General features: G+C 70.2%; 20 protein-coding genes. 15 read left to right on the forward strand and 5 right to left on the reverse strand.

From position 1 onward, the window contains the following. On the forward strand, window positions 1-511 hold a 511-nt coding region (locus IBL25_RS12175), incomplete at its 5' end, for a GNAT family N-acetyltransferase (RefSeq protein WP_238940381.1). Here the strand turns inward: IBL25_RS12175 and IBL25_RS12180 are convergent. Beyond that, window positions 486-728, reverse strand: a complete 243-nt coding sequence (locus IBL25_RS12180; RefSeq protein WP_238940382.1) for a sulfurtransferase TusA family protein — start codon at window positions 726-728, stop codon at window positions 486-488. The genes IBL25_RS12175 and IBL25_RS12180 overlap by 26 nt on opposite strands. Before the next feature lie 148 nt (window positions 729-876). Here IBL25_RS12180 and IBL25_RS12185 point away from each other — a divergent pair, with 148 nt between their 5' ends. From IBL25_RS12185 to hemW, 11 genes are all read left to right on the forward strand, one after another. Then, window positions 877-1,317: a MucR family transcriptional regulator gene (locus IBL25_RS12185; RefSeq protein WP_187778818.1), complete on the forward strand. Its 441-nt coding sequence runs from the start codon at window positions 877-879 to the stop codon at window positions 1,315-1,317. A gap of 178 nt (window positions 1,318-1,495) precedes the next feature. Then, window positions 1,496-2,050 carry a Fur family transcriptional regulator gene (locus IBL25_RS12190; protein WP_255722669.1) on the forward strand — a complete coding sequence of 185 codons (555 nt, stop codon included), beginning with the start codon at window positions 1,496-1,498 and terminating at the stop codon, window positions 2,048-2,050. After that, window positions 2,047-2,847, forward strand: coding sequence for a GNAT family N-acetyltransferase (locus tag IBL25_RS12195; protein ID WP_187778819.1), 801 nt, complete (start codon window positions 2,047-2,049; stop codon window positions 2,845-2,847). The genes IBL25_RS12190 and IBL25_RS12195 overlap by 4 nt, the downstream gene beginning before the upstream one ends. Window positions 2,848-2,923: 76 nt before the next feature. Further along, entirely contained in the window at window positions 2,924-3,823 is a 900-nt protein-coding gene (locus tag IBL25_RS12200) for a lysophospholipid acyltransferase family protein (protein WP_187778820.1), read from the forward strand. Between the two features lie 230 nt (window positions 3,824-4,053). Further along, a complete protein-coding gene (gene miaB, locus IBL25_RS12205; RefSeq protein ID WP_187778821.1) occupies window positions 4,054-5,430 on the forward strand; it encodes a tRNA (N6-isopentenyl adenosine(37)-C2)-methylthiotransferase MiaB in 1,377 nt (458 codons plus the stop codon). A 47-nt stretch (window positions 5,431-5,477) separates the two neighbouring features. Beyond that, window positions 5,478-6,557 carry a PhoH family protein gene (locus tag IBL25_RS12210; RefSeq protein WP_187778839.1) on the forward strand — a complete coding sequence of 360 codons (1,080 nt, stop codon included), beginning with the start codon at window positions 5,478-5,480 and terminating at the stop codon, window positions 6,555-6,557. Further along, complete coding sequence (gene ybeY, locus IBL25_RS12215; RefSeq protein WP_238940383.1) at window positions 6,557-7,090, forward strand: rRNA maturation RNase YbeY; 534 nt, start codon at window positions 6,557-6,559, stop codon at window positions 7,088-7,090. Before IBL25_RS12210 ends, ybeY begins: the two co-directional genes overlap by 1 nt. Next, entirely contained in the window at window positions 7,087-7,983 is an 897-nt protein-coding gene (locus IBL25_RS12220) for a hemolysin family protein (protein ID WP_187778822.1), read from the forward strand. The genes ybeY and IBL25_RS12220 overlap by 4 nt, the downstream gene beginning before the upstream one ends. A 321-nt stretch (window positions 7,984-8,304) precedes the next feature. Next, window positions 8,305-9,834, forward strand: a complete 1,530-nt coding sequence (gene lnt / locus IBL25_RS12225; RefSeq protein ID WP_367615600.1) for an apolipoprotein N-acyltransferase — start codon at window positions 8,305-8,307, stop codon at window positions 9,832-9,834. A gap of 130 nt (window positions 9,835-9,964) precedes the next feature. Then, entirely contained in the window at window positions 9,965-10,420 is a 456-nt protein-coding gene (locus tag IBL25_RS12230) for a helix-turn-helix domain-containing protein (RefSeq protein WP_187778823.1), read from the forward strand. Window positions 10,421-10,466: 46 nt separating this feature from the next. Further along, window positions 10,467-11,639: a radical SAM family heme chaperone HemW gene (hemW, locus tag IBL25_RS12235; RefSeq protein ID WP_187778824.1), complete on the forward strand. Its 1,173-nt coding sequence runs from the start codon at window positions 10,467-10,469 to the stop codon at window positions 11,637-11,639. A 63-nt stretch (window positions 11,640-11,702) separates the two neighbouring features. On the opposite strand, the gene IBL25_RS12240 is transcribed toward hemW, so the two are convergent. The 3 genes from IBL25_RS12240 to IBL25_RS12250 all read right to left on the reverse strand — a co-directional run bounded on the left by IBL25_RS12240 (window position 11,703) and on the right by IBL25_RS12250 (window position 15,259). Further along, a complete protein-coding gene (locus IBL25_RS12240; RefSeq protein WP_187778825.1) occupies window positions 11,703-12,818 on the reverse strand; it encodes a glycosyltransferase family 2 protein in 1,116 nt (371 codons plus the stop codon). Window positions 12,819-13,020: 202 nt separating this feature from the next. After that, complete coding sequence (locus IBL25_RS12245) at window positions 13,021-14,157, reverse strand: DUF4336 domain-containing protein (RefSeq protein WP_202986762.1); 1,137 nt, start codon at window positions 14,155-14,157, stop codon at window positions 13,021-13,023. A 91-nt stretch (window positions 14,158-14,248) separates the two neighbouring features. Then, on the reverse strand, window positions 14,249-15,259 hold the full coding sequence (locus IBL25_RS12250; RefSeq protein WP_187778826.1) for an alpha/beta fold hydrolase: 1,011 nt from the start codon (window positions 15,257-15,259) through the stop codon (window positions 14,249-14,251). 206 nt (window positions 15,260-15,465) lie between these two features. Here IBL25_RS12250 and IBL25_RS12255 point away from each other — a divergent pair, with 206 nt between their 5' ends. Next, window positions 15,466-17,007, forward strand: a complete 1,542-nt coding sequence (locus IBL25_RS12255; RefSeq protein WP_187778827.1) for a cation:proton antiporter — start codon at window positions 15,466-15,468, stop codon at window positions 17,005-17,007. A 143-nt stretch (window positions 17,008-17,150) separates the two neighbouring features. After that, entirely contained in the window at window positions 17,151-17,978 is an 828-nt protein-coding gene (locus IBL25_RS12260) for an aspartate dehydrogenase (protein WP_187778828.1), read from the forward strand. Window positions 17,979-17,981: 3 nt separating this feature from the next. Here the strand turns inward: IBL25_RS12260 and IBL25_RS12265 are convergent, their stop codons facing one another. After that, window positions 17,982-18,461, reverse strand: a complete 480-nt coding sequence (locus tag IBL25_RS12265; RefSeq protein WP_187778829.1) for a hypothetical protein — start codon at window positions 18,459-18,461, stop codon at window positions 17,982-17,984. A 231-nt stretch (window positions 18,462-18,692) separates the two neighbouring features. On the opposite strand from IBL25_RS12265, the gene IBL25_RS12270 reads away from it, so the two are divergent. After that, window positions 18,693-19,208 (forward strand): Mut7-C RNAse domain-containing protein, encoded by a 516-nt coding sequence (locus tag IBL25_RS12270; RefSeq protein WP_187778830.1) that lies wholly within the window; start codon window positions 18,693-18,695, stop codon window positions 19,206-19,208. Window positions 19,209-19,290: the final 82 nt, after the last annotated feature.

Here is a 19,290-nt window from a genome sequence, read left to right on the forward strand (position 1 = left end):
TGGCTGGCCGCCTGCCGCCCCTGCCGGCGCTGCCGCTTTACGTGGAGCCGCCGGCGGTGCGGGTGCCGCCGCAGGCATGATGCCGGAGCCGCTGTCGGCCGGGGATGCCCCCGCCCTGGCCGCCCTGCATGCCGCCGCCTTTCCGCCGGCCGAGGCCTGGGGCGCGGATGCGATCTCGCTGATGCTGGGGCTGGAAGGCGCCTATGGCTTCGGGCTGGAAGGCCAGGGTTTCATTCTGGCCCGCGCCGTGGCGGGGGAGGCCGAGATCCTGACCCTGGCGGTGGCGCCCGGGGCGCGGCGGCGGGGCGTGGCCGGCGCCCTGCTGCGCGCCGCCATGATGGAGGCGCAGTATCGGGACGCGCTTGTGATGTTCCTGGAAGTCTCGGACGCCAATATTGCGGCGCGTGGTCTTTACGCCGGGGCGGGCTTCGCGCAGGTGGGGCTGCGGCGGCGTTACTATGCCGATGGCAGCGACGCCCTGGTGCTCAGCCGCCCGCTTTCCGCAGCCTGAGCCGCGTCAGCCCACCCGCTTCCTCCACCACCGAGAGCACCTCGTGGCCTTGTTCCAGGGCGGTGCGCGGCACGTTGCGGCGCGGTTCCTCGCCTTTCATCAGAACTTCAAGAACCTCGCCCGGCGCCATCCGGTCCAGCGCCAGGCGGGTGCGGACAAAGGTCATCGGGCAAGTCTCGGCTGTGATGTCGATCTGGCGGGTGGGTGATTCATCCATGCGCTGTTCTTGCGGCATTTTGTAAAGGGAGATGATTTTCTTCGTGAGGGCTGTTGCGGGAAGTCGGTGAATACAGATATGCTACGATAGGCTGGTGCGGCAAGTGCCGGCATGATGATCAGCAAGAACTGCATGAAGAGGCAATGCTATGGCCGAAGAACAGGCTGGGCGTGATCTGCTGGAACTTACGGCGCAGATCGTCGCCGCGCATGTCTCGAACAATGTCGTGGGCCTGCCGGAAGTCCCTTCGCTGATCGAGCAGGTCCACCGCACCCTGGCCGGCCTGGGTGGCGCCGCGCCGGCCCCCGCCCCGGTGGCCGAGAAGCCGCAGCCCGCCGTGCCCGTGAAAAAATCCGTGACGGACGAGTATCTGGTCTGCCTGGAAGACGGCAAGAAGCTGAAGATGCTGAAGCGGCATCTGAAGACCGCCTATGACATGACCCCGGAACAGTACCGGGAGCGCTGGAACCTGCCGCCCGATTACCCGATGGTGGCGCCGAACTATGCCAAGCATCGTTCGTCGCTCGCCAAGAAGATCGGCCTGGGCACCAAGCCGCGCGGTGGCCGCCAGCGCCGCGCCGCTGCCTGAAACGAGGCCGCGCCACCAGGGCAGGGGCCGCTCCCGGCGCTGAGGCGCCGGGGCCGCGGCGCAGCCCGTCCCGGATCGCGCGCCTTGCTTTGGCGGGATTATGATGGCAAGGGCGGGTGGCATTCACCCGCCCACGCGGGGCCAGGTGGCCCCGGCGCAGGAGCTTCCGACCACGCGCATGGATACCCGCCACGCATCCCCCTCTCCTTCGGCCTCCGCCGCGGCGGCGCCCGACCAGTCCCGGCCCGATCCGCTGCGGATCGAGCGGCTCTGCGTCGAGCGTGGGCTGAAGATGACCGGGCAGCGCCGGCTGATCGCCCGCGTGCTCTCCGAGGCGGTGGACCACCCGGATGTGGAGGAACTCTACCGCCGCGCCCTGGCGCTCGATTCCCGCGTCTCCATCGCCACCGTCTACCGCACGGTGCGGCTGCTGGAGGAGAAGGGCATCCTGGAGCGGCATGACTTCGGCGGTGGCCGCGCCCGCTACGAGGCCACCGACCATGGCCACCATTACCACCTAATCGACATCGAATCCGGCAAGGTCATCGAATTCTCGGACGAGCAGCACGAGGCGCTGGCCACCGCCATCGCCGCGCGCCTGGGCTTCCGCCTCGTCGGCCATCGGCTGGAGCTCTTTGGCCGCCGCCAGGATGAGGAGCCGGCGCCGCCGCTGCGCGGCCGGGTCCGTCGTGCCCCCGCCAAGGGCGACGCCGGGGGCGGAGGGGCGGCATGATCGACCCGGAGGCCGGCTTCGGCGAGCTCCGGGCCGGCAATCTGGGGGTCCGCATCGCCATCTCGAAAGATGAGGTCGATGCGGCGCAGGCGCTGCGCTACCGGATCTTCTACGGCGAGATGGGCGCGCATGCCGATGCCGCGACCGCCGCCGCCGCGCGCGACCGCGATGCCTTCGACGATGTCGCCGACCACCTGCTGGTGCTGGACCACAACCTGGGCGAGGGCGCCAAGGCCGTGGTGGGCACCTATCGGCTGATCCGTCGCGAGGCGGCGGCGCGGGTGGGCGGCTTCTATTCGGCCAGCGAATACGATGTCACGCCGCTGACCTCCCGCCCCGGCCCGGTGCTGGAGCTGGGGCGCTCCTGCGTCGATGCCGAATATCGTGGGCGGCCCTCGATGCAGCTGCTCTGGGCCGGCATCGCCGCCTATATCGCCAAGCACAATGTCGAGGTGATGTTCGGCTGCGCCAGCCTGCCGGGTACCGACCCCGATGCCCTGGCGGCACCGCTGAGCTACCTGCATGCCGAGCATCTGGCGCCGCCCGAGCTGCGCCCCCGCGCGGTGCCGGAGCGCTTCGTGCGCATGGACCGCATGGACCCGGCGCTGATCGACCGCCGCGCCGCCCTGGCCGACCTGCCGCCGCTGGTGAAGGGCTATCTGCGGCTGGGCGGCTTCGTGGGCGATGGCGCGGTGATCGACACGCAGTTCAACACCACCGATGTCTGCGTGGTGGTGATGACCGAGCGCGTGACGGACAAGTATTTCCGCCACTTCGAGCGCAACAAGGCCGCCTGAGGGCTTCCGGCCCGCGGGCGGGCCTGTCGCGAGGATATCGTTTGTTTCGCCGCAAAGGCTCCGGTATCGCTGGGGCATGACGGCCAATCCGACCGCCCTCGACCCCCTGACAGGCCGCCGCCCCCTGCTGGTCGGCCCGCCCGACGACTCGCCGCTCTCGCGCGGCAGCCGGCTGCGCGCGGCCGGGCGGCTGCTGCTGGTGGTGCTCTGGACGCTGCTCTGCATCCCCATTCAGACGCTGCTGGTGCTGCTGCCGGGGCGGGGCAATGCCTGGTTCGGCGGGCTGTACCACCGCGTGCTCTGCCGCATCGTCGGCCTGAAGGTGCGGGTGCTGGGGCAGCGGGCGGACCAGGGGCCGGCCGGGCGGGGGCGCACGGTGCTGTTCCTGTCCAACCATTCCTCCTGGCTGGATATCCCGGTGCTGGGCGGCACGCTGCAGGCACCCTTCGTGTCCAAGGCGGAGGTGGGGCAGTGGCCGGGCATCAACCTCGTCGCCAGGCTGGGCCGCACCGTCTATGTCAGCCGCGCCCGCGGCCGCACGGGCGAGGAGGCAGGGGAAATGCGCCAGCGCCTCGCCGCCGGCGACAGCCTCGTGCTCTTCCCCGAGGGCACCAGCAGCGACGGCACCCGCGTGCTGCCCTTCCGCTCCTCCTTCCTGGCGGTGGCCGAGGCGGCGGCGGCGGTGCAGCCGGTCTCGGTGGTCTATGACCGTATCGGCGGCCTGCCGGCCACGCGGCGGGACCGGCCGATCTTCGCCTGGTATGGCGACATGGATATCGGCAGCCACTTCTGGCGGCTGGCGCGCGGCGCCGGCGGGCAGGTGACGGTGGTGCTGCACGAGCCGCTGGACCCCCGCGCCTATCCCAACCGCAAGCTGCTGACGGCGGCGGTGGAGCGCGTGGTGGTGGAGGGCGCGGCGGCGCTGCGCCAGGGCCGCCCGGCCAAGCCGCTGCCGGCTTTGATGAAAGGCCGGTGAAGCGGCTTTAAACCGCCGGTTTGCCTTGACCCGGCGCGGCCTCATCCACAACTCTGGTGCCTGATGGACCGGCCCGATTCGACCCTCGGGCGGCGGTCTCCGGGGGCAGGCTTCGCTTGACCTCGGCCACCGCGCGCCGCACATCGGCCCTTGCCGCCGCCCGGACACCGGGCGGCACCGGCGCAGGGACCGTGCCGGGTGTTGCTGCCGCGCCAGGGTTTTCCGAGAACATGACCGATACTGCCGTGCCGCCCCGCAAGCGGCTCTTCATCCGTACCTGGGGTTGCCAGATGAACGTCTATGACAGCGGCCGCATGGCCGATGTCCTGGCGCCGCTCGGCTATGGCCCCGCCGAGACACCGGAGGAGGCCGACATGGTCATCCTCAATACCTGCCACATCCGCGAAAAGGCGGCCGAGAAGGTCTTCTCCGACCTTGGCCGCCTGCGGGTGATGAAGGAAGCCAAGGCCGAGGCCGGGCAGAAGATGGTGCTCGCCGTCGCCGGCTGCGTGGCACAGGCGGAGGGTAAGGAGATCACCGCCCGCGCCCCCTGGGTGGATATCGTGCTGGGGCCGCAGACCTATCACCGCCTGCCGGAGATGGTGGCCCGCGCCGCCCGCGCGGCGGGGGCGCAGATCGACACCGACTTCCCGGTGGAACAGAAGTTCGACCACCTGCCGGAGCCCGCCGCCAGCCAGGGGCCGGTCGCCTTCCTCACCATCCAGGAAGGCTGCGACAAGTTCTGTTCCTTCTGCGTGGTGCCATACACGCGGGGCGCCGAGTTCAGCCGCCCCGTGGCCGCCATCCTGGCGGAAGCGCGGCAACTGGTGGCGAATGGCGCGCGGGAGATCGCGCTGCTGGGCCAGAACGTGAATGCCTGGCATGGCGAGGCGCCGGACGGTTCCACGTGGAACCTGACGCGGCTGCTCTATGCCCTGGCCGAGATCGAGAACCTGCCGCGCATCCGCTACACCACCAGCCACCCGCGCGACATGGATGAGGGGCTGATCCGCGCCCATGGCGCCATCCCGCAGTTGATGCCCTTCCTGCACCTGCCGGTGCAGAGCGGCTCGGACCGCGTGCTCCAGGCCATGAACCGGGGCCACAAGGCCGATCTCTTCCTCCGCATCTGCGACGAGCTGCGGGAAGCGCGGCCGGACATGGCGCTCTCCTCCGACTTCATCGTGGGCCATCCGGGCGAGACCGCCGAGGACCATGCCGCCACCATGAAGCTGGTGGAGCGGGTGGGCTTCGCGCTGGCCTATTCCTTCAAGTATTCGCAGCGCCCCGGCACCCCCGCCGCCGGCCAGCCCTTCCAGGTGGCCGAGGATGTGAAGGATGCCCGGCTGCAGGAACTCCAGGCCCTGCTGCGCCAGCAGCAGGACGGCTTCAACGAGGATTGCGTGGGGCGCGACTGCGAGGTGCTCTTCACCAATCCCGGCCGCCATCCCGGCCAGGTGATGGGCCGCACGCCCTGGCTGCAACCCGTGCATGCCGAGGCGCCTTTGTCCCTTATCGGGACAACGGCGCGGGTTCGCATCACGGCGCGGCACCCCAATTCCCTCCGCGCCACCTTGCAGGACCAGAAGGAGCTTGCCCTCGCTTGAGCCTCTCCCGCACCGCCCCGATCGCGCTTCGCACCAACCCCCGCAGCATGGACCGGCCATTGATGGGTGATACCGTTTCCGCCGCTCGTACCGTCACGCTGCAATTCGATGACAATGCGCTCCTGCCGTTGCTCTACGGAGAGCACGACCGGCATCTCGCGCAGATCGAGCAGCGCGCCGGTGTGCGCCTGGCCAGCCGTGGCAACCGGCTGACCATCACCGGCTCGAATGAGGCATCCGGGGTGGCGGAGGCGGCGCTGCGCGCGCTGTGGAAGCGACTGGAGCGTGGCGACCCCATCGGCATCGCCGAGGTCGAGGCGGCGCTGCGCCTCTCGGAAGGCGCCGCCCGTGCCGCCCAGGCCGAGGGCGCAGAACCCCGCCTGCCGCTGCCAGACCTGCCCGCCATCCGCACCCGCAAGGGCGCCATCGGCCCGCGCAGCCCGGCGCAGGCCGGCTACATGGACATGCTGCAGCGGCATGAGATGGTCTTCGGCATCGGCCCCGCCGGCACCGGCAAGACCTATCTGGCCGTGGCGCAGGGCGTGGCGCTGCTGATGGCGGGCCGGGTGGACCGCATCGTGCTGTCCCGCCCGGCGGTGGAGGCGGGGGAGCGCCTGGGCTTCCTGCCCGGCGACATGAAGGAGAAGGTGGACCCCTATCTCCGCCCGCTCTACGACGCGCTGCACGACATGATGCCGGCCGACCAGGTGGCGCGCCGCATCGCCTCCGGCGAGATCGAGATCGCGCCGCTGGCCTTCATGCGTGGCCGCACGCTGGCCCATTGCTTCGCCATCCTGGACGAGGCCCAGAACACCACGCCGGCTCAAATAAAAATGTTCCTGACCCGGATGGGCGAGGGGACGCGGATGGTGGTGACCGGCGACCCCTCCCAGGTCGACCTGCCGCCGGGGCAGAAATCCGGGCTGGTGGAGGCGCTGAACGTGCTGGGCGGGGTGCCCGGCATCGGCATCACCCGCTTCGCCGAGCAGGACGTGGTGCGGCATCCGCTGGTGGCGCGCATCGTCGCCGCTTATAACAGGGCGGATGAGCAGGGCGAGACCAGCCAGAAGGCTGGCCGCGTGGTGCGCCGGGGCGGCGATGGCCCGCCGCGGCAGGAAGGAGAGTGATGGAACCGGGAAGTAGATCGCCCGGCCGCAATGTCGCGGCCGGGCCTACCGAGGACGAGGCTTCGGATCAGTATCCGGGGCCGGAGATCGAGGTGATCGTCGCGGCGCCAGGCTGGCGCGCGGCGGTGCCGCGGGTCGAGGATCTGGCACGCCGTGCGGCCCAGGCCGCCTGGGCCGAGGCCGGGCTGGAGGCCGAGGGCGCCTTCACCGTCCTGCTGGCCGATGATGCCGCCGTGAAGCGGCTCAATACCGATCATCGCGGCAAGGTGAAGCCCACCAATGTGCTCTCCTTCCCCGGCGAGATGCCGGGGCACCTGGGGGATATCGCGCTCGCGCTCGGCGTGGTGCGGCGGGAAGCGCGCGCCAACAAGCGCCGCGTGGCCGCGCATCTGGCGCATCTGGTGGCGCATGGCACGCTGCACCTGGCCGGGCATGATCATCTGCAAGCCGGCGAGGCCCGGCGCATGGAGCAGGCGGAAGCGCGCATCATGCGCCGCCTGAACATGCCCAATCCCTGGCGGGGCATGACATGAGCGGCACCGAACCTCGCGATGGCCTTCTGGCGCGGCTGCAAAGCCTGTTGCGCAAGAAGAACAACGACAGCGTGCGCGGCCAGGTGGAAGCCCTGGTCGAAGGCCGCGAATACCACGGCGGGGAGGACGGCGCCGCTTCCATCCCCGAGCTGGACGCGCAGGAACGCGCCCTGCTGACCAATGTGCTGAAGCTGCGGGGCAAGACCGCCGCCGATGTCATGGTGCCGCGCGCCGATATCGTGGCCATGCCGGAGGACCTGACGCTGGAACAGGCCATCCGCCTGATCCAGCGCGAGGGCCACAGCCGCTTCCCCGTCTACCGGGAGCAGCTGGATGAGGTCGTGGGCATGGTCCATATCAAGGACGTCTTCGCCAGCGTCGGCCGGGAAGCGCCCTTCTCCATGGCCGCCGTGCTGCGCCGGCCGCTCTTCGTCGTGCCCTCCATCCCGGTGCTGGACCTGCTGCTGCAGATGCGGCAGGCGCGCATGCACCTGGCGCTGGTGGTGGACGAATACGGCGGCATCGACGGCCTCGTGACCATCGAGGACCTCGTCGAGACCATCGTCGGCGATATCTCGGACGAGCACGACGAGGACCGCCCGCCGCAGATCGTCGAGCGCCCGGACGGCCTGATCGACCTCGATGCCCGCACCCCGATCGAAGCCTTCGAGGAACGCCTGGGCACGGTGCTGACCGAGGACGAACGGGACCAGGATATCGACACCGTGGGTGGGCTGGTCTTTACCCTGGCAGGCCGCGTGCCGGCCAAGGGCGAACTGGTCTCGCATTCCTCCGGCCTGGAATTCCGGGTGCTGGAGGCGGACCCGCGCCGGATCCGCAGGCTGCGGGTGCGGCGGCCGGGGGTGACGGCGGCGAAGGCGGCCGCGGAGTAAAGGCTGGGGCGCTGCCCCAGGCCCCGCCGGGGTGGAAAGTCCACCCCGGACCCCGCTTCGAGTTTTTCCTTGCCTCGGGGCTCAGGCGTGGCGCGGGCCGCCGCGCGTTGAATGCAAAAGGCCATACAGGCTGAACCGGCAGTCGCCGGAGGTCCACGACCTCCGGCGCGGCCAGCGACACAACAGATGGCGGGGTCTGGGGGAACACTGTTCCCCCAGCGGGGGTGTCCAGAGGGGGCGGCGCCCCCTTTGGCCCCGGCTTGCCGTCCCTGACGCCAGACCCCATCAAGGCAACCGACACTAGGATTGGCGCCTGATCTCGTGATCCGTTCCCTTCTGCCGGCGCTGCGGCGCCTGACGGGCCGCCGGGCCCTTTTGGCCGCCTTCGGGCTTGGCCTCCTTTCCGCGCTGGCTTTGCCGCCGCTTTACCTGGTGCCGGTTCTCCTGCTGGCGGTGCCGGGGCTGCTGGCCCTGCTGGATGGGGCGGGAAGCTGGAAGCGCGCGGGCGTGCTGGGCTTCGCCTGGGGCATGGGGCACCACATGGCGGGGCTCTACTGGATCAGCCATGCCTTGCTGACCGACCCCTGGCGCTGGGGCTGGCTGGTGCCGGTCGCGGTGCCAGGGCTGGCGGTGCCGCTGGCGCTTTACGTTGCGCTGGCCACTGCCCTGGCCTGGCTGGCCAAGCCCGGCTGGCGGCGCTGGCTGGCCCTGTCGGGCGCCTGGGTGCTGGCGGAGATGCTGCGCGGCCTGCTCTTCACCGGCTTTCCGTGGAATCTCACCGGCACGGTCTGGGCCTTCGATGCCTTGCCCCTGCAAGGCGCGGCGCTGGTGGGGGTGCATGGGCTCTCGCTGGCCACCATGCTGCTGGCGGGCCTGCCGGTGCTGGGGCGGCGGGCTGTGGCGGGGGGCGCCGTGGCTCTGCTGGCGCTGGGTGGCTTCGGCGTCTGGCGGCTGGCACAGCCGGAGCCTGCCGCGCCGGGCGTGAACCTGCTACTGGTGCAGGGCAATGTGCAGCAGGAAGCCAAGTGGCGGGAGGACCAGCGCTGGCCGATCTTCCGCCGCTACCTGGAGCTGACGCGGGAGGGTGCCGCCAAGGCGCCGGCCGGCCTGCCCCTGGCGGTGGTCTGGCCGGAAACCGCCAGCCCCTTCCTGCTGCCCAACGACCCCGAGGCCCGCCGTTATGCCGCCGAGACCCTGCCGCCGGGCGGGGTGCTGCTGGCGGGCTCGGTGCGGGCGGAATGGGGGCCGGAGGGGCGGGCCAGCGCGGTGTTCAACAGCCTCTCGGCGGTGGGGCAGGACGCGGCGCTGCTGGGCGTCTATGACAAGTCGCACCTCGTGCCCTTCGGCGAATACATGCCGCTGCGCGGGCTGATCCCGATCCGGGTGGTGCAGGGGGGGCTCGACTTCTCCTCCGGCCCCGGGCCGGTGGCGATGACGGTGCCGGGCCTGCCGCCTTTCAGCCCGCTGATCTGCTACGAGGTGATCTTTCCCGGTGCGGTGGCGCCGAGCACGCGGCCGCAGTGGCTGCTGAACATCACCAATGACGCCTGGTTCGGCTATTCCGCCGGCCCCTTCCAGCATCTGGCGGCGGCGCGGCTGCGCGCGGTGGAGGAAGGGCTGCCCATGGTCCGCGCGGCACAGACCGGCGTATCGGTGGTTCTCGACCCACACGGCAGAGTTGAGGCCCGGCTGGGGCTGGGCCAGATGGGCAGCATCCTGGCTCCTCTGCCCGGTGCCCTGCCGCCGACGCTCTATTCCCGATTCGGTGCTTGGATACCAGGACTTCTGGCTCTGGCGGCCTGCGTGGCTCCCTTTCTGCTGGTGCGCCGGAAGGTGAAAGCCACGGTTTAGCCCGTCTCATTAAGTGGAAATTCTTGAAAGAGTTGACGCCTCCCTTTTTCAACCTTAAGAGGTAAAGGGGTAAGGGTTGCCGACTCGTTGCTTACCTATGCAACCGGTCGAGGGTGAGGGTTTACGAATCATGGCCAATGCCGAGGCTGCCGAGCGTACCGAGAAGGAACATCGGCCCAGCCCGATCGATACCCATGTCGGCAGCCGTGTCCGGTTGCGCCGTACCCTGCTGGGCCTCAGCCAGGAAAAGCTGGGCGAGGCCCTGGGCCTGACCTTCCAGCAGGTGCAGAAATACGAGCGCGGCGTGAACCGCATCGGCGCCAGCCGGCTTTTCGATCTCTCCCGCGTGCTGGATGTGCCGATCGGCTTCTTCTTCGACGACATGCCCGGCAGTACCCCGGGTGCCAGCAGCATGGCGCGCCCCCGCATGGCCGGCGGCTTCGCCGAGCAGCAGGAAGGCTTCGAGGACGACACGCTGCACAAGCGCGAGACGCTGGAGCTGGTGCGCGCCTATTACCGCATCAACGAGCCGGCGGTGCGCAAGCGCGTCTTCGACCTGATCAAGAGCCTGGCGCCGGCCGAGTAAGGCCAAGCTCGACTCCGCGCCCCGGCGGTCCTAGATCGCCGGTTCCATGACCGAACCTCTCGCCCTTTACGTGCATTGGCCCTTCTGCGCGGCCAAGTGCCCGTATTGCGACTTCAACAGCCATGTGCGCGAGAGCGTCGACGCCAACCGCTTCGGCGCTGCCCTGCGCCGCGAACTGGCGCGGGAAGCCGCGCGGCTGGAAGCCGATGCCCCAGGGGTGCGGCGGAAGCTGGCCTCCATCTTCTTCGGCGGCGGCACGCCCAGCCTGATGCCGCCGCAGGTGGTGGCCGATATCATCGCCGATGCCACCCGGCTCTTCGACCCCACACCCGATATCGAGATCACGCTGGAAGCCAACCCCACCAGCGTGGAAGCGGCGAAGCTGGCGGAGTTCCGTGCCGCCGGCGTGAACCGCGCCAGCCTGGGCGTGCAGGCGCTGGATGACAGTCAACTGGCCTTCCTGGGCCGCAAGCATGACGCCGCCCAGGCCATCGTGGCGTTGGAAGCGGCGCGCGAACTGTTCCCGCGCCTGTCCTTCGACCTGATCTATGCCCGCCCCGGGCAGCAGGAAGCCAAATGGCGGGCGGAGCTGCGGCGGGCCCTGGCGCTGGCCGCCGACCATCTCTCGCTCTACCAGCTCACCATCGAGCCCGGCACGCGCTTCGCCACCGAGCATGCGCGCGGCGCCTTCGCGCTGCCGGAGGATGACGACGCCGCCGCACTGTATTTCGCCACGGGCGAGGAAGCCGCGCGCTTCGGGCTGGAGCCATACGAGGTTTCCAACTACGCCAGGCCGGGGGCGGAGAGCCGGCACAACCTCGCCTATTGGCGCTATGGCGATTACATCGGCATCGGTGCCGGGGCGCATCAGCGGCTGATGCTGGGCGGCGAATTGCATGCTGCCCGCCGCCATCGCGGCCCCGAGGCTTGGTTGGCGCGCGTCGAGGCCGATGGCCATGCCGTGACGCATGAGGAAACGCTCTGCGCCCAGGACCGCGCGCGGGAGGCATTGCTGATGGGCCTGCGCCTCTCCGAAGGTATCGATCCCGGGCGCCTGCTTGCCCGCACGGGCCTGTTGCTGGAGCAGGCGGTGGACCCCGCCATGCTGACCGCCTGCCTGGACGAGGATTACCTGCGCTGGCTGCCTGATGGCCGCCTGGCCGCCACCTGGGAAGGCCGGCTGCGGCTGGACCTGATGCTGCCCGCGCTGTTGCGCTGACGGCGCCCGCGCCAACTCGAAGAAAAAGAAGTGGGTCCGGGAGAATTCCTTCTCCCGGCCTTCTTAAGCCGGGTTCCGCCCCCGGAACTCCTGGCTGTTGAGAATATCCCGCCGCAGCTCCCGCAGCGTCCGGCGCCCGACATTGCCGGCATAGGCATCCTCGCCTTCCGGCACCCGGTCCAGCAGCAGGCGGTAGAGGTCCGTGACATCCTCCCGGCTCACCAGCCGGTCGGCTTCCGCGTGGCGCTCGGCATAGCGGCGCAGGAAGTCGTCGAAGTCATGGGCGCGGATGTGGCGGTAATGGCCTTGCTGCGCATGCAGCAGGGATCTCGCCTGCGCCTCGGTCAGTTCCGGGATGGCGATATCGGTGCGGGTGATCAGCGGGACGCGGTCGAAGCCCATCTCGCGGAAGCGGCCCGGATTGAAGGACGCACCCTTCTCGCCGATGTAGCGGCCGAAGCTGAGGTCCGGCATCACCCGGATCATCCCCAGCGCCGCTGCCGCCACCGACTTCAGCGCGTCCTGGGAGGAATGCGGCACCGCCATCTCCTGCTGTTCCAGGAAGCGGAAGATCGCGAAATGGTCGCGGTGCTGGTAGTCGTGCCGGGCCAGGATGGCGAAATAGGGCTTCAGCCAGGTCTCGATGCGCTGCCAGGCCTCCCGCCGCAGCCCGAAGCCCCAGTGGTGGTCCAGCCAGACCAGTTCCGGCGCCTCCGGGTTGGAAGGGCGGCGGTGCTCGCCGTAGGCAGCGAAATAGGCGACCTCCGGGCGGCGTGCCACGGCTTCCTTCACCCGCTCCAGCGTCAGCAGGTAGGCGGGGCCGAGTTCCAGGTCGTCCTCGAAGAAATAGCCGAGGTCGGCTTCCAGAGTCTCGAAGACCAGGGTCTCGCCCCGGCGGATGTTCATGGCGATGCCGAGGTTCTGCGGGCTGGCCAGCACCTGCCCGCGTGGAAAGACATCGCGGAAGACGGCGATGCTCTCCGCCAGCATGGCATCACTGGCATAGCGCAGCCCGGAGCGGGGAGAGACGGCGCCATCCTGCACCAGATAGATCCGCCGCTCGTTCAGCAACACGCCCTGCTGCGCCCGCAGAGATTCGCAGAATCGGCGCAGGTAATGCGGACGGTCGAAGGCGAAGATGACGATGGGCGTCGTGATGGCGCGCGGCGTCTCGTCCATGCGGGTCCTCGTGGTGCCTGCGCCCGGGGTAAGGCCTGGGGCGGGCACTGGCAAGGCGGCGTCGGAAAAGGCCGGGGGAAGGAATTCCCCCGGACCCCCATCTTCTTTTTGGCTTTGTTCAGCGTCCGCCTGCGGTAAGGGCGCCCGTAAGCTCGAAGAAAGAAGAAGGGGTTTCAGGGGAATTCATTCCCCTGACCTTCCCTCATCCCCGCAACAGCCAGCGCAGGGAGCGCCGCAGCGCCGGCGTGCCGTCGCGTTCGAACCACCGGCCATGTGCGACGATCACCCGCTCCGGCTGCAGGGCCAGCAGGTGTTCGGCGGCGCGAAGGGCATCCTGCTGGCGCATCCGCACCACGGCGCGCAGATAGGGCGGGGGCATGCCGTCCGGCGCCGTCATGCCGAAGAGCCGCAGTAGGGGGCGCAGCAGCGGCGGCACCTTGGGCTCTTCCAGGTTCATGACGATGTCGGTCAGCAGCAGGCTGCGGCTCGGCTGGTGGAAGAGGGCTGTCTCGTGGAAGCCCAGGCCGCCGGGCACCACCACCAGATCGATGGTGCCGCCCCAGTCGGCGGGGGCGGTGCCGGTCAGGTCATGGTCCAGCCGCAGCCCCGCCTGGCGCACCTGCCGGCGCTGCCGCAGCCCGGGCGCGGCCCAGGTGGTGGCCTCGGGACAGGCGGCCTGCCAATCCCGCAGGAAGGTCCAATGGGCGATGTTCGGCGCCACGAAATGACGGATGGGGCCGATCTGCTCCAGTTGTTGCTTCAGGGCATGGCTGAAGCGGGTGGGGGAATGCAGCAGCAGCCCGCCATCCGGCAGGCGGAGCACGGTCATGCGCGCGCCGATCACCATGCCCACCGTGCCGGGCAACTGGCTGTCCACGATGAAGACGCCTTCGTCCACCGGTTTGGGCGTGTCCAGGGGCGGGTAGCTGGTGTTCTCGGCCCAGCGGGCCTCAGGGTCCAGCAGCCTGCCCACCGGGCCGAAGCCCTGGCCGGGACCGCTGCGTGGATGAGCGCTGCTGGCCGCGACCACCGCCAGTTCCGCCAGCCCGATGCCAATCAACGCGGCGCGCATCTTCGGCGGCTGGTCGCGCATCATCAGCCCGGCGGCGCAGATGGCGGCGCCGCCCAGCGCATCCAGCAGCAGGTGCTGCTGCATGCTGATACCGGGGTGGGCGCCGCCTTCGTAATCCGTCACCACCGAATAGCTGGTGTGGAAGGCGCTGGCGGTGCCGAGCACCTTGCGCACCGGTGGGGGCAGGGCGCGTGAGGAGGCCGCCCCAGCCAGGGCCAGTGATACGGCATAGTCGATGATGCCATGCAGCCGTGTGGAGATTCGCATCGCTGGCCCTCGTTGCTGGAACGGTCAGCAGGCAACGTGACAGCGGCGCGATGGATGCCCGGGCGCCGGGCGACGTGAAGGAGGCGGCGGGCTATTCCAGCCAGCGGCGGACCTGCTGCCGCAGGAAGGCGGCATCCTCCGGATTGGCGGCGGGGTTGCCGGCGCGGTGGCCCCAGATGCTGGGGATGGGCCGCAGCTCGGCATGGCGCAGGTGCGGCAGCTCGGCCTCGTTATCGGCCACGCGGAAATACAGGTCGGTGCTGCCGGGCATCAGCAGCACGCGGGCTTCGATGGCGGCCAGGGCCTTCGCGAGGTCGCCGCGGTAGCGCGGGTCGCGGCTGATGTCGCCGGCATCCCAGGTACGGAGCTGCCAATAGAGATCGGCGGCGGCGCGGCCGGCGTAGCGTTCCTCCCAGCCGGTGCGGAGATAGGTGTCGAGGTCCGGCGCGCCCTCGGCCAGGTGCAGGCCGGCGCGGTACCAGTCCTGCGTCATGGCCCAGCCGGCATAGATGCGGCCGAAGGCGCGCAGCGCGGCGGTGGGCTGGGCGCTGAAGCGGCCCTGGCCGAGATGCTCGGGCGCGGCTTCCAGGATGGCCATCAGGCCACGCAGGAAGACCTGGTTGTGCACGGCGGTGCGGGCGCTGCCGCAGTTCACCACGATGCGGGAAACGGCCTCGGGAAACAGCGCCGCCCAGTGATAGGCCTGCTGCGCGCCCATGGACCAGCCATAGACGGCATGCAGGTGCTCGATGCCCCAGAGCTCGCGCAGCAGGCGGCGCTGGGCATGCACATTGTCCCAGGCAGTGACCAGCCCCGGCCAGCCCGGCGTGTTGGAAGGGGAGGAGGAAAGGCCGTTGGTGAACATGTCGATCTGCACGACAAACCAGCGGCCGGGGTCCAGCACCCCCTCAGGCCCGATCAGCCATTCCAGGTCCGGGTGCTGCGCGCCGTAGCTGGTGGGGTAGAGCACGACGTTGTCCCGCGCGGCGGAAAGGGTGCCGTGGGTCTTCCAGCTCAGCACGGCCCCTGGCAGCACGGCGCCGGATTGCAGCGGCAGGTCGCCCAGGGCGAAGCGCCCGCTTTCGGTGGGCCAGCCGGTCATGCCCGCGCCTCCCATGGCCTGCTGGGTTGCCGGGGGCGGCGGGGCAGGGGCGGGGTATTCGCGGGCGGGCTCATCCCCGCATCACCGGACGGAAGGGCGCAGCCGTCAAGATGCTGGGGGCCGGCACATCAGATCTTGCTGTTTCCCCGGCGGCCCCGGCGCGTTTTCCGCACCGGGGCCGGAAGCCACCGGAGGAATCGCGCGCCGTGCTGCTCTTCGAAAGCCTGCTGGGCCTGCTGCTGGTGGCGGTGCTGCTGCTCTGGGTTTCCCGCCACCTACCCGTGCCTTACCCGACGCTGCTGGCGCTGGCGGGGGTGCTGGTGGCGCTGCTGCCCTTCGCCCCGGCGGTGGAGATCGAGCCGCATCTGGCCCTGGTGCTCTTCATCGCGCCGGCGCTGCTGGATGCGGGCTACGATACCTCGCCGCGCGACCTGCGGCGGCACTGGGTCTCGCTGCTCTCCCTCGCCGTGCTGGCGGTGCTGGCCACGGCGCTGGCGGTGGCGGCGGCGGGCTGGGCCTGGGCCGGCATCCCCTTCGCGGCGGCGCTGACGCTGGGGGCCATCGTGGCGCCGCCGGATGCCGCCGCCTCCACGGCCGTGCTGAACCGCATCGGCCTGCCCCGCCGCTCCATGCTGGTGCTGCAGGGCGAGAGCCTGCTGAACGATGCCACGGCGCTGCTGATCTTCGGCGCCGCCTCGGCCTGGGCCATTGCTGGCGGCACATCCGGCCTCGGGCTGCTGGAGCTGGCGCTGGCGGCACCGGGCGGGGTGCTGCTGGGGCTGGCCATCGCCTGGCCCTATCTGCGCCTGCGGCCGAATTTCGCCGGCACGCTCAGCGCCACGGTGCTGGAATTCACCACCACCTTCGGCGCCTGGCTGCTGGCCGACCGGCTGCATGTCTCGCCGGTGCTGACGGTGGTGACCTTCGCCATGGCCATCGCGCGCGGCATCTCGGAGCACCAGCGGGCGCGCGACCGCGTGCAATCCTTCGCGGTCTGGAGCCTGGCGGTCTTTGTTCTCAATGTGCTGGCCTTCCTGCTGATGGGGCTGCAGGCCCGCTCCATCCTGGCCAACCTGGCGCCTGACGAATTCTGGCCCGCGCTGAGCACCGCGGGCCTGGTGCTGGTGGTGGTGATCCTGGTGCGCATCGGCTGGGTCATGCTGTCCCGGTTGGCGGCGGAGGTGACCAGGGCGAAGATCCAGGGAATGCCGCCGGTGCCGCCCTGGCGGGTGTCTTTCCTGGTCTCCTGGTGCGGCATGCGCGGGCTGCTGACACTGGCCACCGCCTTTGCCCTGCCGTCCGATTTCCCCGCCCGCGACGTGATCGTGCTCTCCGCCTTCAGTGTGGTGCTGGGGACGCTGGTGGTGCAGGGGGCGACCATCACGCCGCTGATGCGCCTGCTGGGCATCAATTCCGACCGAACGCTGAACGAGGAGCTGGCCGAGGCGCGGCAGGCGCTGGATTCCGTCGCGATGGAGGCGGCGGCACGGGAAGAGCCCGAGCTGGCCCGGGCGCTGCGGCTGCGCTACGCGCGGGCGAAACAGGCGGCCTCGCCCGAGAATCCCCTGGGACCCAGTGACTACGACCAGGCCACCCTGCGGGTGGTGCAGGCGCAGCGGCACTGCCTGCACGCGCTGCGCCAGTCCGGCCACATCGCCGATGATGTCTATCGCCAATTGGAGGAAGAACTGGACTGGGCGGAGCTGGATGCCCGCCCGCACCAGGACAACGAGTTGCGCGAGGCCTGAGCCCGAAGGGCAGGCGGCTTGGCCATGCCGCGCCAGGGCGACTAAGCTCGCCGCCCCGCAGGCTGGATATCGCGCATGATGGCACTGGGCCTTGACCTGAAAGCTTTCCCCGGCCGGCTGGCCTTAGCGGAAAGGGCAGGCTGATGCGGCGGCTCGGCATCATCGGCGCGGGCGGCATGACGGAGACGCTGCTGGAGGCGCTGGCGGCAGGCCTGCCGGCGCCGCTGGAGGCAGTGGCGATCCTGGCTTCCGTCCGCTCGGCGGAAAAGGCGCGGGGCCTGCTGGAGCGCTTCGGGGCGAAGCTGGCGGAGCGGCGGCTGGTGGAGACGGACCGGGCCGCCTTTCTCGCCACCCGGCCCGATGTGGTGGCCGAATGCGCCGGCCATGGCGCGGTGCGCGAGCATGGCGCGGCGATGCTGGAAGCCGGGGCGGAGCTGATCGTCATTTCCACCGGCGCGCTGGCGGATGACGCCTTGCGCCTGGCGCTGGAGGAGGCCGCCACGCGCGGCGGAGCGCGGCTGGTGCTGCCGCCCGGCGCGGTGGGCGGCATCGACGTGCTGGGCGCGGCCCGGCTCTCGGGGCTGGAGGAAGTGACCTATACCGGCCGCAAGCCGCCTCTGGCCTGGAAGGGAACACCGGCCGAGGCGCTGCTGGATCTCGGCGCCCTGACCGAAGCGGCGGTGTTTTTCGAAGGCACGGCGCGGGAAGCGGCGGTGCGGTACCCGCAGAATGCCAATGTGGCCGCCACCGTGGCCCTGGCCGGTGCCGGCTTCGACGCGACGCGCGTGCGGCTGGTGGCGGACCCCGGCATCACGCGCAACCTGCATGAGGTCAGTGTACGCTCGGCGGCGGCGGAATTCTCCATCCGCCTCGAAGGGCGGCCTTCCGCCGCCAATCCCAAGACTTCGCTGACCGCCGGCTACAGCATGGCGCGGGAGGTGCTGAACCGCGCCCGCCGGCTGGCGGTCTAGCCCTTACTGGCCAACCGCCTTGGCATAGGTCGCGCGGGCAGCCAGGGTGTTGCGCGTCGGGCTGCGGGGCTTGCGCTTGGCCGGGCGGCCCTGCGCCGTCAGCTTCACCGCCGGGCCTTCCCGCAGCAGGCGCAGCAATTGCTCCGCCGCCTGGGCCAGCGCGGCCTGCCCCGCCTCGGTCAGCGTGGCGGTGCCGGGGGCGAAATCCACCCGGGTTTCCTGGAAGCTGGGCTTGCCAGGGCCGAAGCCGTTCACGCGCATCACCCGCTGCAGCAGCAGCAGCGTGTTGGAGGTGCTGAAGGGCATGCCGGTGGAAACATCCACCGTCCACGGACCCAGCTTGGCCCAGAGCGCCCAGCCCTGGGTCTCACGCATTTCCAGCCCAGGCAGTGGTGCCGCGGCCTCCCGCAGCGCCTGCAGCACGACCGCGCGGCGCTCGTACCAAAGGGCGCGCAGATCCTCAGAAGGAAAATATTCCGACATCTGACACCTTGTGGGGCGACCAAGCCGGCAGCTCGGCAGTCGAGGAATATCCAGTTTTCTGCTGAAGGCTTCGCTTCCGCTTTGTGCCGGAGCCCCGCCTCTGTGCCCGCCTCGCCCGGTGGCGGGTACGGGATTTATATAGGAATCGTTCCCTCCGACTCAAGGCAAAAAGAGAACATAATATGAACTTCCAGCACCGCGTTATAAGCAGCACTGGAAGGAGGCCATCGCATGACAGGCAGCGCTGCAGACCCCGAGCAAGGCCCCGGCACTGCCCGGTTGCTGTGTGATGAAATGCTGGCCGGGCTGGCTGCCATGCTGCGGGCCGCCGGGCATGACACCGCCCTGGCGGCGTCCGGAACGCCCGATGCCGAACTGGCCGCCCTCTGCCGCGCGGAAGGCCGTGTGCTGCTTTCCCGCGACAAGCGGCTGGTGGCTGCCGTGCCCGGTGCCCTGCTGTTGGCGGAGGAAGCGATGGAGGCCCAGGCCCGGAAACTGGCCCGGCAACTGGGGCTGGACTGGTGCTATGCCCCCTTCACCCGCTGCATGCGCGACAATACGCCGCTGCACCCGGCGGGGGTGGAGGATTGGGCGCGCATCCCGCCCCGTGCCCGCCTGCTGTCAGGGCCTTTCCGCGCCTGCCCCTGCTGCGGCCGGGTTTACTGGCCGGGCAGCCATGTCCGGCGCATGGAGGAACGCCTGCGCCGCTGGCGGCTGGAGGCGGGGCAGGAGCGCGCGGCGGGATAATTCCCCTGGGCCGGGTGTCGCCGCAGGCGCACCCGGAAACTCGAAGAAAAAAAGGGGGCCCCGGGGGAATGCATTCCCCCCG

Source organism: Pseudoroseomonas ludipueritiae (assembly GCF_014490445.1).
GTDB classification, from domain to species: domain Bacteria; phylum Pseudomonadota; class Alphaproteobacteria; order Acetobacterales; family Acetobacteraceae; genus Pseudoroseomonas; species Pseudoroseomonas ludipueritiae.

Bases quoted from the DNA above. Each gene is read 5' to 3' on its own strand.
- IBL25_RS12180 (WP_238940382.1), bottom strand. From the start codon at position 728: ATGGATGAATCACCCACCCGCCAGATCGACATCACAGCCGAGACTTGC.
- IBL25_RS12185 (WP_187778818.1), top strand. From the start codon at position 877: ATGGCCGAAGAACAGGCTGGGCGTGATCTGCTGGAACTTACGGCGCAG.
- IBL25_RS12190 (WP_255722669.1), top strand. From the start codon at position 1,496: ATGGATACCCGCCACGCATCCCCCTCTCCTTCGGCCTCCGCCGCGGCG.
- IBL25_RS12195 (WP_187778819.1), top strand. From the start codon at position 2,047: ATGATCGACCCGGAGGCCGGCTTCGGCGAGCTCCGGGCCGGCAATCTG.
- IBL25_RS12200 (WP_187778820.1), top strand. From the start codon at position 2,924: ATGACGGCCAATCCGACCGCCCTCGACCCCCTGACAGGCCGCCGCCCC.
- miaB (WP_187778821.1), top strand. From the start codon at position 4,054: ATGACCGATACTGCCGTGCCGCCCCGCAAGCGGCTCTTCATCCGTACC.
- IBL25_RS12210 (WP_187778839.1), top strand. From the start codon at position 5,478: ATGGACCGGCCATTGATGGGTGATACCGTTTCCGCCGCTCGTACCGTC.
- ybeY (WP_238940383.1), top strand. From the start codon at position 6,557: ATGGAACCGGGAAGTAGATCGCCCGGCCGCAATGTCGCGGCCGGGCCT.
- IBL25_RS12220 (WP_187778822.1), top strand. From the start codon at position 7,087: ATGAGCGGCACCGAACCTCGCGATGGCCTTCTGGCGCGGCTGCAAAGC.
- IBL25_RS12230 (WP_187778823.1), top strand. From the start codon at position 9,965: ATGGCCAATGCCGAGGCTGCCGAGCGTACCGAGAAGGAACATCGGCCC.
- hemW (WP_187778824.1), top strand. From the start codon at position 10,467: ATGACCGAACCTCTCGCCCTTTACGTGCATTGGCCCTTCTGCGCGGCC.
- IBL25_RS12240 (WP_187778825.1), bottom strand. From the start codon at position 12,818: ATGGACGAGACGCCGCGCGCCATCACGACGCCCATCGTCATCTTCGCC.
- IBL25_RS12245 (WP_202986762.1), bottom strand. From the start codon at position 14,157: ATGCGAATCTCCACACGGCTGCATGGCATCATCGACTATGCCGTATCA.
- IBL25_RS12250 (WP_187778826.1), bottom strand. From the start codon at position 15,259: ATGACCGGCTGGCCCACCGAAAGCGGGCGCTTCGCCCTGGGCGACCTG.
- IBL25_RS12260 (WP_187778828.1), top strand. From the start codon at position 17,151: ATGCGGCGGCTCGGCATCATCGGCGCGGGCGGCATGACGGAGACGCTG.
- IBL25_RS12265 (WP_187778829.1), bottom strand. From the start codon at position 18,461: ATGTCGGAATATTTTCCTTCTGAGGATCTGCGCGCCCTTTGGTACGAG.
- IBL25_RS12270 (WP_187778830.1), top strand. From the start codon at position 18,693: ATGACAGGCAGCGCTGCAGACCCCGAGCAAGGCCCCGGCACTGCCCGG.